Here is a 15,855-nt window from a genome sequence, read left to right on the forward strand (position 1 = left end):
GTCCGGTCTCAGGTCGTGATGTGCTCCGGTTCCGCGTCGACGCCCGCGGGCGCCCCCGACCGGCGGCCTCTCAGGGTCAGGCAGGCCAGGGCGCTGAGGAACATGACGCCGATCGGGAGGAGCATCGTCGGCTTCATGGCGTGCACGAAGCCGTGCGAGAACACCTGGGCGGCCAGCTCGTGGACGCGTTGCGCCACGTCCGGCGGGATGCCGGGAGGGAGCTGTTCCTTCGCGCCGGTCTGCCCGGCGCCGACCTCCAGACCGCCCTTGGCCGCGTCCGCGAAGCCCTGGACGAAGCCGGTGCGCACGTCCTCCGGAAGGGCCGAGGAGCGGGTGGTCGCCTCGTCCCGCAGCGACGACGCGAGCCGGTTCTGGAGGACGGCGCCGACCGCGGCGGCGCCGAGCACGGAGCCGACCTGCCGGACGGTGTTGTTGACGCCGGACGCGGCGCCCGCGAGCCGGGGCGGGACGTGCCGGGTGGCCTCGGTCGCCATCGGGGCGAACACGCATCCGATGCCGACGCCCGCGATGGCGAGCGGGGCGACGAACGCGGTCCAGTCGGTGCCGACCTCGGCGACGGTCGCGACCCACAGCATTCCGGCGGCGTAGAGGGTGAGGCCCGTCATCAGGATGTACTTGCCGCCGAAGCGGTCGGACAGCCGTCCGGCGACGGGCGCGAGGAACATCGACATGATCGAGGACGGCGCGAGGACGAGTCCCGCCTTGAGCGCGCTGAACCCCAACACCGACTGAAGGTAGATGGTCAGCGGCAGGATCATGCCGATCATGCCGACCGACACGGCCGCGCCGACGAGGCTGAGGATCGTGAAGTTGCGGTCCCGGAACAGCGAGAACGGCACGAGCGGCTCCGCGTCCTGCCGGGTGCGCTGGTACGCGACGAACACCAGGAGCAGGACGACGCCCGCGGCGATCAGCCCCCAGATCGTCGCGTTCCACTGGTGTTTCTGGCCCTCGGTGAGCGCGAACGTCAGACAGAACAGGGCGGCGGAGGCCAGCAGCACGCCGAGCAGGTCGAACCGGTGCCGGACGCCCGGCCTGTCGCCCGGCAGGATCGGCACCGCCATGACCAGCACGAGCAGGCCGATCGGCAGGTTCACGAAGAAGATCCACCGCCAGTCGAGATGGGTGACCAGCAGCCCGCCGAGCGTGGGCCCGGTGATGGTGGACACCCCGGCGACCGCGCCCCAGACGCCGAGGGCGGTGCCGCGCCGCTCCGGCGGGAACACCCCGATGATGATCGACATGGTCTGCGGCATCAGCAGCGCGGCGCCGAACCCCTGCACGGCGCGGGCGGCGATCAGCTGGGTCGGGTCCTGGGCGAGGCCGCACGCCAGGCTGGACAGAGTGAACACCACGACACCGGCGATGAACAGGTTCTTCTTGCCCCACAGGTCACCGAGCCGGCCCGAGGTGATCAGCAGGACGGCCAGGACCAGGACATAGGAGTTGACGACCCACAGCGCCTGGTCCAGCGACGCGTCCAACTTGTCGATCATGCTCGGGATGGCGATGTTCACGATCGTCAGGTCGAGCAGCGTCATGAAGAAGCCGAGCGACAGCGTCAGCAGGATCGCCCAGGGGTTGCCGCGCCATCTGCTCATGTGGCCTCCCGGGCCGTCTCGGTGGTGTCGTCTTCGGTGGTGTCGGGGCCGGTGCGGTGAGGGGCGGGCATGGCGGGACGCCGGGCCGATTCCCCGTCGTCGTTCCAGGTCACGTGTCCGGACTCCAGGTCGTCGGCCAGCGCGCGGGCGAAGTCGAGTTCGGCGCGCACCCGGGCGATCGACCATTCGTGGTCGAGTAGCTTGTAGCGTTCCAAGCCGGACTTCAGCAGCGACTCGTGTGCCGTCTGATGCCCGGCGAGCTTCGCCTCCAGGAGGACGGCGCGGTGCCGGAGCTGCCGCGCCACCTCCTTCTCCGGCAACAGGTTGATGAACGCCAGGGCCGTGCCGAACAGCGGGAACTCCGCGGTGGGACGGGCCAGCAGCTCACCGAGCCGGAAGTTCGCGGCGTCCCGTCCGGCGGCGGTGATCGTGTAGACGGTGCGCTCGGGCCGCCGTCCCTCGCGGCTGGTCTCCAGCGTCTCGATCAGACCCGTCGCGGCGAGCCGCTCCACCGAGTGGTAGAGCGCGCCGTGCGTGATCTTCACGGCGTGGTCGTAGGCGTGGTCGCGGATGCGCTGGCGCATCTCGTACGGATGCATGGGCCCGTCGCACAGCATGCGCAGCACGGTCAGCGCGAGCGGGGTGAGCGGTCGGGACATCGGGGCGGCTTCCGGCTCGGGAGCGATTAGTCCACTTAGACTAATCCGTCCGGACGGATCCGTCACTTCATTTCGTTGTTGGACATGTCACCCAGTTCGCCCTGGATATTCCGGGTCAGTGGACGGCGTCGACCGTGTTGGCCTTGCCCCGCCGCGTCATGTACTCGCCGACCCGGTCGTCGCGCACGGCCGTGAACAGCTCTCTCACACCGCTGTCGTCCAGCAGCACGACGCTCTGGTCACCCCGCTTGGCCATGCCCGCGACGGGGGCGGTGAGGTACTCCATCAGCGACGTCCGCAGCAGCCGGTGCGCCAGCCCGCGCAGCGTGCCGGACGACACCGTCTCGTCCACGGTCACCGAACGCGACGCCGCCCGCACGAACCGGTCGATCTTGATGGGGTTGCGGGTGTCGAGCGCCTTGTCGGCGAGGGCGTGCAGGAACGCCTGCTGCCGCTTGATCCGGTCGAGGTCGCCGTTCGGGAGGTTCCAGCGCTGCCGGACGAAGTCCAGCGCCTCGACGCCGTCCAGATGCTGGCGTCCCGGCTGCCAGGTGCGGTCGTGCTTCGGGTCGTGGGTCTTCTCGAGGATCGTGACGTCCACCCCGCCGAGCGCGTCCGTCATCTCCACGAACCCGTTGAAGTCGAGCGCGGCGTAGTGGTCGACGCGGACCCGCGTGAGCTGCTCCACCGTCCGGATCAGCAGCGGCGGCCCGCCGTAGGCGAACGCGGCGTTGATCTTCGTGGTGCCGTGGCCGGGAACGGGCACCCAGCCGTCGCGGGGGATGCCGATGACCGAGACGCGGTCGCCGCGTCCGGACAGGTGCACCAGCATGATCGCGTCGGCGCGGGCGCCCATCGACGGCTGGTCCTTCCGCCGGTCCGACCCGATCAGCAGCCAGTTCTCGCCGCGTCCGCTGGACGAGGGCCGTCCGGCCCCGGTCGGCAGCGCTCCCGCGAGGCGCTTCACGTCCCCGTCGTACGCGCGCTGCAACAGGTACAGGCCGCCCCCGACCAGCAGCAGGACGCCCAGCGCCAGCGCTCCGCACCCGACGAACACCCGGCGCTTATTCCTGATCCGCAGCATGCGCCCACCGTGCCGCCGCCGCGGGACCCGTGGGCCGCGCCGCGCGGGCCGCAGACCACTCCTTGGGCGAGCCTCGGGTTTGCCCTGACCAAATCGCCCCTGACCAGAACGCCGTGGCGAGGGTTCAGCCCTTGAGGGCCGTTTCGAGCTGGTCGAGGGCCCAGTCGAGGTCGTCGCGCTCGATGACCAGGGGCGGCGCGAGCCGGAGGGTGGTCTCGTGGGTCTCCTTGACGAGGACGCCGAGGTCCATCAGGCGTTCGCTGACCGGACGCGCCTTCCCGTGGAGTTCGACACCCGCCCACAGGCCACGGCCGCGGATCTCGCGCGCCGTGCCGGCGGGGAGCCGGGCGAGCCGTTCGTGCATGTGCGCGCCGAGCGTCCTGGAGCGTTCCTGATACTCCCCGGTCTTCAGCATGGCCACGACCTCGCGGCCGATGGCGCAGGCGAGCGGGTTGCCGCCGAACGTGGAGCCGTGCTGGCCCGGCCGGAAGACGCCGAGGACGTCCACGTCCGCGACGACGGCGGACACCGGGACGATCCCGCCGCCGAGCGCCTTGCCGAGGATGTAGACGTCGGGGACGACGTCCTCGTGCTCGCAGGCGAAGGTGGCGCCGGTGCGGCCGAGGCCCGACTGGATCTCGTCGGCGATCATCAGGGTGCCGTTGGCGGCGCACAGGTCCCGCACCGCGCGCAGGAACCCGCGCGGCGGAACGTTCACCCCGGCCTCGCCCTGGATCGGTTCGATCAGCACGCCGACCGTCGAGCCGTCCATCGCACTCTTCAGCGCCTCGACGTCCCCGTACGGGACGGTGCGGAACCCCGGCGTGTAGGGGCCGTAGTCGTCCTTGGCGTCGGCGTCGGTGGAGAAGCTGACGATCGTGGTCGTGCGGCCGTGGAAGTTGCCCTCGAAGGTGACGATGTTCGCCTGCCCCGGCGGGACGCCCTTGACCTCGTATCCCCATTTGCGCGCCGTCTTGAGGGCGGTCTCGACGCCCTCGGCGCCGCTGTTCATCGGCAGCACCATGTCCTTGCCGCACAGCTCGGCCAGCTCGGTGACGAACGGCCCGAAGTTGTCGTGGTCGAACGCGCGGCTCACCAGCGTGACGCGGTCCATCTGGCGTTTGGCGGCGGCGGTGAGGCGCGGGTTGCGGTGCCCGAAGTTGACGGCCGAGTAGGCGGCGAGCATGTCGAGGTAGCGGTGTCCCTCGACGTCGGTGATCCACACGCCCTCCGCCTCGGCGACGACGATCGGGAGCGGGTGGTAGTTGTGCGCGCTGTGCGCGTCGGACAGCGCACGGAGTTCCTGGGTCGGCGTCACGACGCTCCTTCACGGCTCGGCCCGGACGGACGGGTCCGGGCATGGCGGGGACACCGGACGGTGATCCGGTGTCGGAGGGAAGGGGCCGGGGCGGGGCAGGTGGCCGCCGGTCCATATCCAGCGTATGTTCGGGAGCGATCGTCGACCAATGACGAAAACCGACTTAGGGGGTGCTGTTCGTTGCGTCTTGATGAGCTGGACCGTCGAATCGTTGCATGCCTCCTGGAAGACGGTCGCGCCTCGTATGCGCAGATCGGGGACGCGGTCGGGTTGTCGGCCCCGGCGGTGAAACGGCGCGTCGACCGGCTCCGCGCGGACGGCGTGATCACCGGCTTCGCGGCCGTCGTCGACCCGGCCGCGCTCGGCTGGACGACCGAGGCCTTCATCGAGATCTTCTGCACGGGTGCGACGTCCCCCGAGGAGATCCACTCAAGCGTCCGGGGCCATCCGGAGGTCGTCGCGGCGTACACGATCAGCGGGGACGCCAGCGCCCTGGTGCACGTGCGGGCCCGCGACATCCAGCATCTGGAGCAGACCCTCGAACGGTTGCGCCGCGAGGACAACATCACGGCGACGAAGACGGCGATCGTGCTGTCCCGTCTGATCGGTCGGCCGCTCGACGCCCCGTCCGCCGACCGGCCTGACCTGGGTTCAGTGTCCGACATGCCAGGGCAAACGGTGATAGATCGGCTAAGTCGGCCGTAGCGGGGCGTATCCCCCTTTCTCTACTTTTCTCCCGCAACCCACCAGAGGTAGGGGAGACATGCCCGCCAAGAAGATGCTGTTGGTGCCCGCGGCGGCGATGGCGCTGGTCGTGGGACTCGCGGCCCTCCCGGCCGTCGCGCAGCCGACGCCCCCGATCCCGAAACCGACCGCCAACCCGTGGCAGATGCGGCACTGGCCGCAGACGCAGCCGTGGCAGGAGGCCCAGGCGTCCCCCCGCCGCTTCGCGCCGGGTGAGCCGAAGCCCATCGACCCGCAGAACTACGAGCTCCCCGACACGATGACGTGGGACGACTACAAGCAGATCCCGGGCACGACCTGGGCGGACCCGGCCCGGAAGGGGTCGGTGCGGAACTTCAACGGCGCGGTCGTGCTCGTCGACTACTCCAACCAGCCGTTCGCCGTGACCCAGCCGAAGAACTCCACGATCTTCGGCAACCCCGTGCAGGTCGGGGACGTGCCACGCGCCCAGGTCGCGAAGTTCTACCAGGACTTCCTCAACAAGCCGCAGGCCCTCAACCACGGCCACACCCTCCACGAGTACTGGATGGAGGACTCGGGCGGCCGGTACGGCGTGAACCTCACCGCGTTCGGCGCGTACAAGATGCCCGCCAAGGACCACGAGTACGGCGTGGACGGCATGCAGGGCGGGACGGGCTGTCCCGCGGGCGACACGTGCAACCGTGACCTGCGCAAGGACGCCCGGGCGGCGTGGATCGCCGACGTCGGCTCGGAGACGGCGAACAAGTTCGACTTCGTCTTCTACCTCAGCGCCGGGCAGGACGAGTCGTCCACCTGGCAGGAGTTCGGCGAGATGAAGTTCGGCACGAAGGAGAAGGTGCCGAGGGAGTGGGGGCCCGGCGACTCCGGGCTGACCAACTGGGTGCGGACCCGGTACGTCCCCTGGACGTCCTGGCAGGCCGGTTCCACGATCTGGCCGAACGCCGTCCCCGGCGAGTCGTCCACCCAGGCCGAGAGTTCCGGCATGTCGGTGTTCGCCCATGAGTTCAGCCACATCCTCGGCATCGGCGACAACTACAACAACCCGTACGGCGACCCGCCGCGCCGCGCCTTCAGCGGGCCGTGGGAGATGCTGAGCCGCGGCACCTTCAACGGGCCCGGCGGCCCGCACAGCCGCTGGACGATCCCGGCGACCGGCGGCGCGTCCATGGGCGCCCAGCACATGCTGCGCAACAAGCTGAAGCTGAACATCGTCGACCCGAACCACGTGCTCCAGCTCACCCGCGACGGGCTCGCCTCGTCCGGTATGGCGGTCGCGAAGGTGACGGCCCGCGCCGTCCAGCCCGGACAGGGCGGCCTCGCGGGCATCAACCTCAAGCTCGGCTCCGGCGGCGACAAGAGCCCCAGGTGCGACGCCCGCACCGACCCGCTGTGCGACGGTGGCGGCTACAACAACTACACCCTCGAAGTCGTCGACCGGATGGGCACCGACTCCTTCACCCCGGACTCCGGCGTCCTGCTCGCCAAGACCAAGGACCAGGACGACGCCCCGTTCATCTGGGTCAAGGACGCCAACCCGCAGGACATCGACAAGGTCGACTTCGTCCTGCCGGACGGCACCCCGGTGAAGATGACGATCGGCGACTACCGCCAACTGTCGGACTCCCTCTACCACGCGGGAACCGGCTCGGGCAGCGAGTACGAGTACGTCGACCAGGCCAACCGGCTGCACTTCTACGTCCTCGACGTCCAGCGTGACGCGAAGGGCATCCTGTCCTACACGGTCGGCGTCCGGTCGCTGGACGGCGCCGGGTCGCAGCAGCGCGGCGTGCGGCTCGACGACGGCAAGGCCGAGCCGACCCCCGCGGGTTGGAAGAAGTGCACGCTGACGCTCCAGAACACGGGCAAGGGCGGCACCGGCCACTACGGCTCCGACGTGTTCCGGCTCAAGGCCACCGTGCCGGGCGGCGGCTGGAAGACCTGGCTGCCGAACGAACTGGCCACCGCCCAGGCGGGGGCCGGAACCAAGGTCGAGGTGTGGGTGAAGCCCGAGCCGGGCGCCAACCGCCTCGCGACCCTCCAACTGACGGGCACCTCGGAGAGCGACCGGTCGAAGTCCGACACCGGTTCGTGCGAGTTGCGCTGATCCAGAGACTCATGGGCGGGGCGGGCATCCCAGGGCCGCCCCGCCCATGACCCGCGCACCGGAACGGCGGTTCCCCGTCGCGACCTCATGATCACCGAAAACTAAGTTGCCTTTTCCGAGGTCATGTCGTTGCCGACGGCGACGGCCGGCCGGGTTACGTTGCCGAATGTGATCATCTCGCAGCGTACGGCGACGGGGGCTCGCCGCAGGGACGTCGCGGCGCTCGCGGTCGCCGTCCAGCTGGCAGTGCTCACTCCGGGCGTCGCCCACGCGACGCCCGCGCCCCCGCCGGCACCGACCCTCCGCCACTTCGACCTGCACCGCGGCCCCGATCGGAGCGTGCCGCTGCGCGCCCTCGACGGCAGGCTCCTCCGGATCGGCGTCGACGCGCTGCTCGGCTCGTCCGGGCAACGGAGGCTCGGTCGCGGCTGCGGCGAAGCGGCCGCCGTGCCCCCGGGCGCACGCGTGCTCTGCTTCGACAAGGCCGACTCCGAGACCAGGACCTGGCTGCCGCAGGGCGTCACGAGCGTCTCGGACGCGACTGCGGGCGAACGGCTGACCGGTGGCGGCCGACCCCTCCTGGTGTCCTGGCACGACAGCGGCCGCATCAAGGTGACGTTCGTCGACCCCGACCGGGGCACGTACCGGCATGTCCTGCTCGTCCACCCGACGATGAGGCGCGGACGGCCGACCTACTCCGACATCGACATCCACGCCGGGGGCATCGCCTGGTACGGCGACAAGCTGTACGTGGCCGACACCCACGACGGCATCCGCGAGTTCGACATGCGGCAGATCTACGACCTGGACAGAAGCAAGGCGGGTTCGACCGGCCATCCCGACCGGGTCGGTCTCCACGGCGACAAGTACTACGGCCACGGCCACCGCTTCGTCATGCCGCAGACGGGCGGCTGGAACTTCACCCGCGGCTGGCCGGGCCCCAGATGCGAGGGCTCCGGCCCGCTGCGCATGTCCTGGCTCGGCGTCGACCGCACCGTTCTGCGTCACACGCTCATCGCGGGTGAGTGGTGCCTTCCGAAGGATGCGCGCGGACGCGTCGTCACCTGGCCGCTCGGGGCGCTGTCGGGGCCCGGTGTCGTCCACGCCGACTGGTCCGACACCCTCCCCGGCGACAGAGTTCAGGGCGGTCTCAGGACGCGCGGCCATTGGTGGTTCACCCAGGGCCACGGCACCAAGCGCGGCAGGCTCCTCAGCACCATCCGCGACCGGCGCGACTGGGGCCGCGTCACCCACCGCACCATCTCCCACGGCCCCGAGGACCTGTCCTGCCAACGCGGCCAACACCTCATCTGGACGGCCGCCGAATACGCCCGCAAACGCGCCATATGGTCCTTCCACGACGACTCCTGCGCCTGACGTCACGCGTTCACCTTCGTCCGGGGACGCTCGCGGGCGGTCGTTCGCGGACGACCCTGACCGAGGGCAACCGCGCCCAGGGCCAGCACGCCGAGGACCGCTCCGATCCAGGCCGTGGACGCGAGACCCGCCCCCGCGTCGATGGCGAGACCGCCGAGCCACGGGCCCACGGTGATCCCGATGTTGAACGCGACGACGTTCCCCGCCGCGACGAGCGTCGCCGAACCGTCCACCATTCCGAACGCCCGCGAGTTGAGCGTCGGGTTCGTCCCGAACCCGACGAGACCCAGGAGGAACACCAGCGCCACCGTGGGCGCGGCCCACGCGGCGGTCAGCGCCAGCGCCGCCGACACCACGACGAGCCCCGCGAACCCGACGTACAGGGTCGGGACGGCGTGCGCGTCGGCCGTCCGCCCGCCGACGACGATGCCGAGGAGCGCCCCCACCCCGTAGAGGACGAGCACGGCGGGCACCCATGACTCCGCGACGCCGGTCGTCTCCGTCAGCAGCGCGCCCAGGTAGCTGAAGATCACCAGTAGGCCGCTCGTGGACAGCGCCGTCGTCCCGTACAGCAGCCACAGCCGGGGGAGCGCCACCGCGCGCAACTCGTCCCGCGTCCGGGGAACGTCCTCGGACGACCGGCGCCCGGCGGGGACGGTCGCGGCCACTCCCACCATGGCGACCACCGACATCGCCGCGACCGCCCAGAACGCCGCCCGCCAGCCGAGATGCTGCCCGACGACCGTCCCGGCCGGGAGTCCCACGATCGCGGCGACCGTGAGCCCGCCGACGAGGGTCCCCATCGCCTTCCCGCGCGCCGTGGGCGGGACCAGGCTCACCGCCGTCGCCGCGGCCACCGCCCAGAAACCCGCGTAGACGAACGCGCCCACGACCCGCGTCCCGAACAGCACCCAGTAGTCAGGGGTCACCGCGCCGATCACATGGGTCGCGGTGAACACGGCGAGGAACGCCAGGAGGGCCCGCCGGTGCGCCCAGCGCAGCGTGAGGACGGCGAGCACCGGCGCCCCCACGAGCATCCCGATCGCGAACGCCGAGATCAACAGGCCCACGTCCGGGACGGACACGCCCAGGTCGTCCGCCATGCCGGGCAGCAGCCCCGCCAGCATCAGCTCTGATGTCCCCTGCGCGAAGATCGCCAACCCGAGCACATAGACGGCACGTGGCATCGATGTCGCCTCTCTTTTAGATCGATCAGTACAAAAACAGGTCATGGGGAAGGAAGGGCAGGCCCGTGATGTGTCTCAGATGGCGTCCATGGCGGTGTCGGCGATCGCGGCCAGGGTCCGCTCGTCGGCGCCGCCGCGCGCCGCGACCCGCATCCCGCTGACCGTCGTGACGACGAAGTGCGCGAGCGTCCGCGCGTCCTTGCCCGCGTCGATCTCCCCGGCCCGCATCCCTTCCTCGATGGCGGCCGTCAGCGCGGCCAGCCGCCGCCGCAGATCCCGCTCCAGCCGCTCGGCCGTCGCCTCGTCACGCGGCGCCATCTCCACCATCGTGTTGACGACCAGGCATCCGGCCGGATCGTCGGCGTCGGGACGGACGGCCCACTCCAGGATCGTCCGCAGCCTCTCCCGCACCGGCCGGGTGCCGTCTTCCAGGACCTCGATGATGTTGGCCGTCCTGCTGTCCATGTAGCGGGTCAGTGCCTTCTCGAACAGGTCGTGCTTGCTCCGGAACGTGTTGTAGATGCTGCTGCGCCCGAGCCCCGTCACCTCGCACAAGGTCTGTGTCGAGGTCGCCTCGTAGCCGTCCGCCCAGAACGCGCGCATGGCGGCCTCCACCGCCCGCCCCTCCTCGAACTTCCTCGGCCGCGCCATGCGCCCACCGTACACGTTATGGACAGTACGATCCAATACGATGTTCACGCCCTCGGCGCCGTGTGCGCGACCTGAATGACCCGCCGCCGCCCTCCCCGGACCAGAACGCCCCGGCCGATTCGCGCGGGCGAAGGAGCAGGCGCAGTCTGGTACAGCCGTGTCTCCTCGCCCACGCTGGATCCCAGCAGCACCGCCGGAGCTCCGCCCTCGTGCAGTACGGTGACCAGCGGATCCATGCGCTGATCGGGGAAGCTGAGAAGCCCCGCCAAAACCAGGTGCACCCGCGTGCCCGTCAGGTTGCGGGCCACGGCCTGCAGGAAGAACGACAGCGTCTCCAACTCGACGTCGCGGTCGATTACGAACAAATACATATCGGTGGGGGGCGGGTCGTTTGCGGACGGCGTGCTCCCAAGCACCTCGATGAACTCCGAAGGCGACTCCGTATAGAAGACCTGGGGCCCTACCGGCTCGGTGAGACCGAACTCTTCGGCGAGATTCAGAAGGATCTCGAAAGAGTCGAGGACGTAGACCGCACGGTCGGATCTCGCTGCGATCGCGTCGATCAGAAGCCGCAGCAGGTTCGCGCGACCAGATCTGTTCGGCCCCGCGACCAGAAGATGCGGATCCGCGTCGAAATCCACGAACACCGGCTCCAGTGTGTCGACGTCCACTCCGATCGGTATGCGTCCGCCCCTGACGGCGGGCAGTTCGTCGACATGCACGCCGAGAAGCGACGGAGGCTGTCCGCGAAAGCCGACCGTCCGAGTCCGGGCGACGAAGTCGTCGACGATCATTCTTGGCGGCTCGGGCGCGACATGGAAGCGGCGTGGGGCGCCGCCGCCTGCCAGCAGGTAGGCCGTTCGCTCGTCGGGGAACGGCAGGGCCGCCTGTCCGAGGACGCGTCGCAGTTCGGCGGGAGGGATGCGGCTCGCCGCGATGCGCCAGCCGAGCAGCGGCAGGAAGCGGTTCCACATCGTGGTGTCCTCGACGGTCGTCGAGCTGAGGAGGAGCTGGACGCCGAGTGGCCTTCCTCGCTGGGCGAGTGTGAGGAGCGCTTCACCGACCTCTCGTCGGCTGGAGGGGAAGGTGAGCGAAAGGTCGGCCACCAGAAGGAGGCGTGGCCGTGTCTCCGAACTCAAGCGGGTGGTGTCGCCCACTCTTGAGAGGTAGTCCATGAAGTGCCGGAGTTTGGCTGGATGTCCGAGCAGCTCATCTTCGGAGTACCGGACGTGCGGCAGATCGAGGGGTTCGCCGAGCGGATGTTCTCCCAGGCCCGCGAAGGCGAAGGTGAGGCCCGCCGGGGAATGGCCCGCGGCGAGCGCGAGGACGATGGCCCGCACGACACGTTGCCGAGCCTCGGTCTCGCCCGCGATCAGGCCATGGGGAATGCCCGACGACAGGTTGAGCGGGTAAAGGGAGACGCCGATCCCGTCCGGGTCCTGGCCGATTGCGGGGTTACGGGGCGTGAAAGGCTCCAGCGCCCACGTCGCCTCGAAGCTCCGGCGGGGATCGACGCCGTTCATCCCGAGCACGTCCACGTTCGCAGCCGGCGGCTGCTCCGGCGAGGCGGAACGAGGAGCACGGGTGAGATGGGCGCGGGTTTCGGGGGTGACGAGGGCGAAATGGTCGGTGTCGGCGGTGAGGGTGACAGGGCCGCCGTCGGTGGAAATGAGGGCGCGGAACAGGTCGGTGGACGTTCCCGCGCGGCGTTCGACCTCGGCGGACACGGCTTCGAGGACTCGGCGGGTGTGCAGGGCCTCGGGGCGCGGGAGGGTGTCCAGGAGGGCTTCGCGGGCGCCCGGGACGAACTCGTACCGGACGCCGCCGACGGGGCGCAGAAGTCCGCTCAGGAGGACCTCGGCGAGCTGGCCGGGGCCCGAGCCGCCGAGGACGCGATGCTGGATGAGACGCATCACCGGCAGGGACGGGACGGAGACGGCGACGTGGGCCGCGAGTTCGGCGGCCTCCGGGGAGGCCGTGGTGAGGAAACGGCGGACGCGTTCGGCGATCGGCAGTTCGCGTTCGCGGCGCAGCGGAGCGGCCCCGGACGGACGGGACGGGAACGACGCGACGGCGGCGGGCTGCGGGCCGGAGCCGGAGATGAGCCGGGCCCACGCGCCGAACCAGCGGGGCGCGACCTCCAGGACGGGCACGGGGACGCCGGTCCCGGACGGGCCGTCGTACGGGGCGAAGCGAAGGTCGGTGTTCGGCGCGGCCGGGCGCGGGAGCGTGGCGAGGCCGGGGACGGCGGGCGCGGCGGTGCGTCGCCAGAGACGTTCGGCGAGGGGCTGGAGGATCGCGGTCGGCCCGGTCCGCGCCCAGCGGCGGACGGCGCGGGCGGCGCGTCCGTCCCACCAGTGCGGGCCCGAGCAGTCGGACAGGACGAGGACGGCGTGGCGCCCGGAGCCGCCGAGGAGCGTCGCGGGGTCCCGGGGCGGGGAGCCGGGGGCCGAGGTGATGCGGCCCGTGGTGTCGAGGTGGCTGAGGTGAACGTCCTGGAAGGCGCCCTGGCGGAGCAGGACCTCGGTCAGTTCGCGGGCGAGGGGACGCCAGAGCCGCATCGTCGGGCCGGTGTCGACGACGAGACTCAAGGTCAGCCAGCGTTCGGGCGACGGGACGAGGACGGGCGTCCACAGGCGGGTGTCGGCGACGCGGGCGGCGGTCGCGTCCTCGTCCAGCTCGAAACGGTGCCTGGACGGGACGCGCCGCTTGAGCGGACGCAGCGCCCGTTGCACGCCGAGCGGGTTCGCCAGCATCGGCGCGGTCGGCACGAGCACCTCGGTGGCCTCACCGGCGGGTTCGGCGCCGGCCGCGGGACGCGGATGAAGCGGGGCGAGCGGCGTGGGCGGGGGCGCGAGACCCGGCGTGGCGGGAGCGCCGGGGGCGGCGGGCTCGACGGGCTCCTTGGAGACGTCCGGCACGACCGGTGGGGAGGAAGGCGCTTTCTCCTCCGGCGGGGAGATGTGACAGGCGAGCCACAGCATTTCGCTGAGTTCGCGGGCGTCCGGGGGCGGGCCGATGGCCGACAGGGCCTTCCGGAGGCGGTCAATCGTCATCGATGGGCTCCGACAGGTACGGCATGATGCGGTCGGCCAGGGCCCGGCGGTCCTCGGTGTCGGCGTGGCGGCACAGGTAGACGGCGTTGAGGAGCTGGTCGGTCGCGAGTGTGCCGGACGAGGCGCGCTCGAAGAACCGGCGGACGAGATCGTCGCTCTGGTCGGCGAACGGCCCCAGATGCTCCCGGACGATCGCCGCGAGCTCCTCCTCGTCCGACGGCTGCCGCAACTCCACGGTGACGCAGCGCCGCAGGAACGCGGGCGGGAACTCGCGTTCGCCGTTGCTGGTCATCACCACCAGCGGGAACGCGTGGCAACGGACCGTCCCCGCGGTGACCGTGACGCGGGCGGCGCCGGGACCGTCGGCGGTCATCACGTCGGCGGTCGGGTCGGCGCGCCGGGCCAGTTCCGGTATCTCGTACTCGCCCTTCTCGAAGATGGTGAGCAGGTCGTTGGGCAGGTCGATGTCGCTCTTGTCGATCTCGTCGACGAGCAGGACGCGCGGCCGCCCGTAGGGGAGCAGCGCGGTGCCCAGGGGGCCTAGCCGGATGTAGCGGCCGACGTCCTCGTCGGCGGGTGCCTGGTCGCGTCCCGCCGCGTACAGGCGGGTCAACGGGTCGTACTGGTACAGGCCGTCGCGCAGGGTCGTGCGGCTGGTGATGGGCCAGTGCAGGACGGGCCCAAGCCGGAGTTCGTGGGCCACCGCGTACGCGAGCGTCGATTTCCCGGTGCCGGGCGGCCCGGTCACCAGTAGGGGACGCCGCAGGTATAACGCGGCGTTGACCTGCTGGACGGCGTCGTCCGAGGGCCGGTACGTCGTCGCCTGGTGCGCGTTGCCCGAGCCGCCGGAGGGGGACGGCAGGAGCGGCCCGCCGTGGAACGCGCGCCAGGGCGGCGGCGGGGGAAGCCGCGTGATGCCGTCATGCGGGTGACGGCTCCCTGTGTAGAGCAGCCAGTCGGGCATCTAGACCTCCATGGCGAGCGGCGGGTCGGGGAGTCGGGACGGGTCGTCCCAGAGCAGGGTCAGGTCGCGTCCGCAGTGCGGGGTGTCCCGGGGCGCGATCAGCGCGTCCTTGCGAAGAGCGAGCGCGACCCGGGGCAGGTCGCCGGGGTGCTTGTCGCCCACGGCGGCGGTGAGCGCGTCGAGGACGCGGTGCCCGCGGCAGTCGCCGTGGGTCGTCGCGTCGCACGGCGTCCGCGTCCACAGCATGACCGGGATGCCGTTGTTGAGCGCCGCCGTCAACCGGCTCCTCACCGGACGCGACCCGTACACGAGCACGCAGAAGTCGACGTTGGCCTCCAGCCAGTCCTGGAAGTCGGGGCCCCGGCGGGGTTCGTCGCAGCGGATCGGGTGCGGGTCGCTGCGGCCCCGCGCGTTCAGCAGCCTCCAACGGTGGTGGGCCTGGTCGCGGCGGATCGAGTCGGGGCGCAGCCGGTCCACGTCCCGCACGACCACCGGGCGCTGCCGCATCCGGATCCTGTTGCGGGCGTCGAGATACCACTGCTCGAACGGCTTGCCGAGCCAGCTCTCCGGCACCGCGAACTCGATCATCCAGTCATGCCCGTACAGCGTGGGCACCATCGCGGCGACGCCCTCCTCGACCACCCGCTGCACCCGTCCCTCCGGGACCCGCACGGTCGGCCGCGACGGGCCCTCGGCGCCGTCGATCCACGTGTGGACGGTGACGTCGACGGCCTTGTCGAACACCGCCCGCTCCAACCGGACGATCGCCGACGCGGGCGTGGCGCGCGCCGGGTCGGCGGGCACGGCGCCCGGCAGGTGCCGCGCCGACCAGCCCGCGAGCCGCGACCGTCCCGCCTCGGGCAGGCGCCGCCCGAGCGCCGCCAGGTATCGGACGAGCCGCTCCCGCGGCCACCCCTCGGCGACGTACCGCACCGACGCCCACGCGGACCGGAATTCCTCCGACACCGGACGGCCGACCGCCCGCTCCAGGTCGGAGCCGAGCGGGTCGGTGAAACGGACGCCGTCGAGCAGGCCGCGTAGCTCGCGGCGCGCCTGCGCGGTCGGCGCGGCCGTCATCTCGGAGTTCGGCGTTCGTCACCATGCCGA

At 71.1% G+C, this 15,855-nt stretch carries 12 protein-coding genes; 3 read left to right on the forward strand and 9 right to left on the reverse strand.

The annotated features are described in order from the left end of the window. Positions 1-8: 8 nt before the first annotated feature. From D0T12_RS14740 to rocD, 4 genes are all read right to left on the reverse strand, one after another. Positions 9-1,622: a DHA2 family efflux MFS transporter permease subunit gene (locus D0T12_RS14740; RefSeq protein WP_117400119.1), complete on the reverse strand. Its 1,614-nt coding sequence runs from the start codon at positions 1,620-1,622 to the stop codon at positions 9-11. Next, positions 1,619-2,281, reverse strand: a complete 663-nt coding sequence (locus tag D0T12_RS14745; protein WP_117400120.1) for a PadR family transcriptional regulator — start codon at positions 2,279-2,281, stop codon at positions 1,619-1,621. Before D0T12_RS14745 ends, D0T12_RS14740 begins: the two co-directional genes overlap by 4 nt. 115 nt (positions 2,282-2,396) lie before the next feature. Beyond that, positions 2,397-3,365 carry an LCP family protein gene (locus tag D0T12_RS14750; RefSeq protein ID WP_117400121.1) on the reverse strand — a complete coding sequence of 323 codons (969 nt, stop codon included), beginning with the start codon at positions 3,363-3,365 and terminating at the stop codon, positions 2,397-2,399. A 124-nt stretch (positions 3,366-3,489) separates the two neighbouring features. Then, positions 3,490-4,683, reverse strand: coding sequence for an ornithine--oxo-acid transaminase (rocD, locus tag D0T12_RS14755; protein WP_117400122.1), 1,194 nt, complete (start codon positions 4,681-4,683; stop codon positions 3,490-3,492). Positions 4,684-4,863: 180 nt separating this feature from the next. On the opposite strand from rocD, the gene D0T12_RS14760 reads away from it, so the two are divergent. From D0T12_RS14760 to D0T12_RS14770, 3 genes are all read left to right on the forward strand, one after another. Continuing rightward, positions 4,864-5,388, forward strand: a complete 525-nt coding sequence (locus D0T12_RS14760; protein WP_117400123.1) for an Lrp/AsnC family transcriptional regulator — start codon at positions 4,864-4,866, stop codon at positions 5,386-5,388. Between the two features lie 58 nt (positions 5,389-5,446). After that, positions 5,447-7,513: a M6 family metalloprotease domain-containing protein gene (locus tag D0T12_RS14765; protein WP_233526063.1), complete on the forward strand. Its 2,067-nt coding sequence runs from the start codon at positions 5,447-5,449 to the stop codon at positions 7,511-7,513. Positions 7,514-7,681: 168 nt separating this feature from the next. Further along, positions 7,682-8,890, forward strand: a complete 1,209-nt coding sequence (locus tag D0T12_RS14770) for a hypothetical protein (protein ID WP_147339514.1) — start codon at positions 7,682-7,684, stop codon at positions 8,888-8,890. 2 nt (positions 8,891-8,892) lie between these two features. Here the strand turns inward: D0T12_RS14770 and D0T12_RS14775 are convergent, their stop codons facing one another. The 5 genes from D0T12_RS14775 to D0T12_RS14800 form a co-directional block, all read right to left on the reverse strand. After that, a complete protein-coding gene (locus D0T12_RS14775) occupies positions 8,893-10,077 on the reverse strand; it encodes a Cmx/CmrA family chloramphenicol efflux MFS transporter (protein ID WP_117400125.1) in 1,185 nt (394 codons plus the stop codon). Positions 10,078-10,152: 75 nt separating this feature from the next. After that, positions 10,153-10,728 (reverse strand): TetR/AcrR family transcriptional regulator, encoded by a 576-nt coding sequence (locus D0T12_RS14780; protein ID WP_117400126.1) that lies wholly within the window; start codon positions 10,726-10,728, stop codon positions 10,153-10,155. Between the two features lie 44 nt (positions 10,729-10,772). Further along, complete coding sequence (locus tag D0T12_RS14785; protein ID WP_158581503.1) at positions 10,773-13,784, reverse strand: SAV_2336 N-terminal domain-related protein; 3,012 nt, start codon at positions 13,782-13,784, stop codon at positions 10,773-10,775. Then, positions 13,774-14,748, reverse strand: a complete 975-nt coding sequence (locus tag D0T12_RS14795; RefSeq protein ID WP_117400128.1) for an AAA family ATPase — start codon at positions 14,746-14,748, stop codon at positions 13,774-13,776. Before D0T12_RS14795 ends, D0T12_RS14785 begins: the two co-directional genes overlap by 11 nt. Further along, positions 14,749-15,825, reverse strand: coding sequence for a VMAP-C domain-containing protein (locus D0T12_RS14800; RefSeq protein ID WP_117400129.1), 1,077 nt, complete (start codon positions 15,823-15,825; stop codon positions 14,749-14,751). Between the last annotated feature and the right edge of the window lie 30 nt (positions 15,826-15,855).

Origin of the sequence: Actinomadura spongiicola (genome assembly GCF_003432485.1) — a bacterium.
Lineage (GTDB): Bacteria > Actinomycetota > Actinomycetes > Streptosporangiales > Streptosporangiaceae > Spirillospora > Spirillospora spongiicola.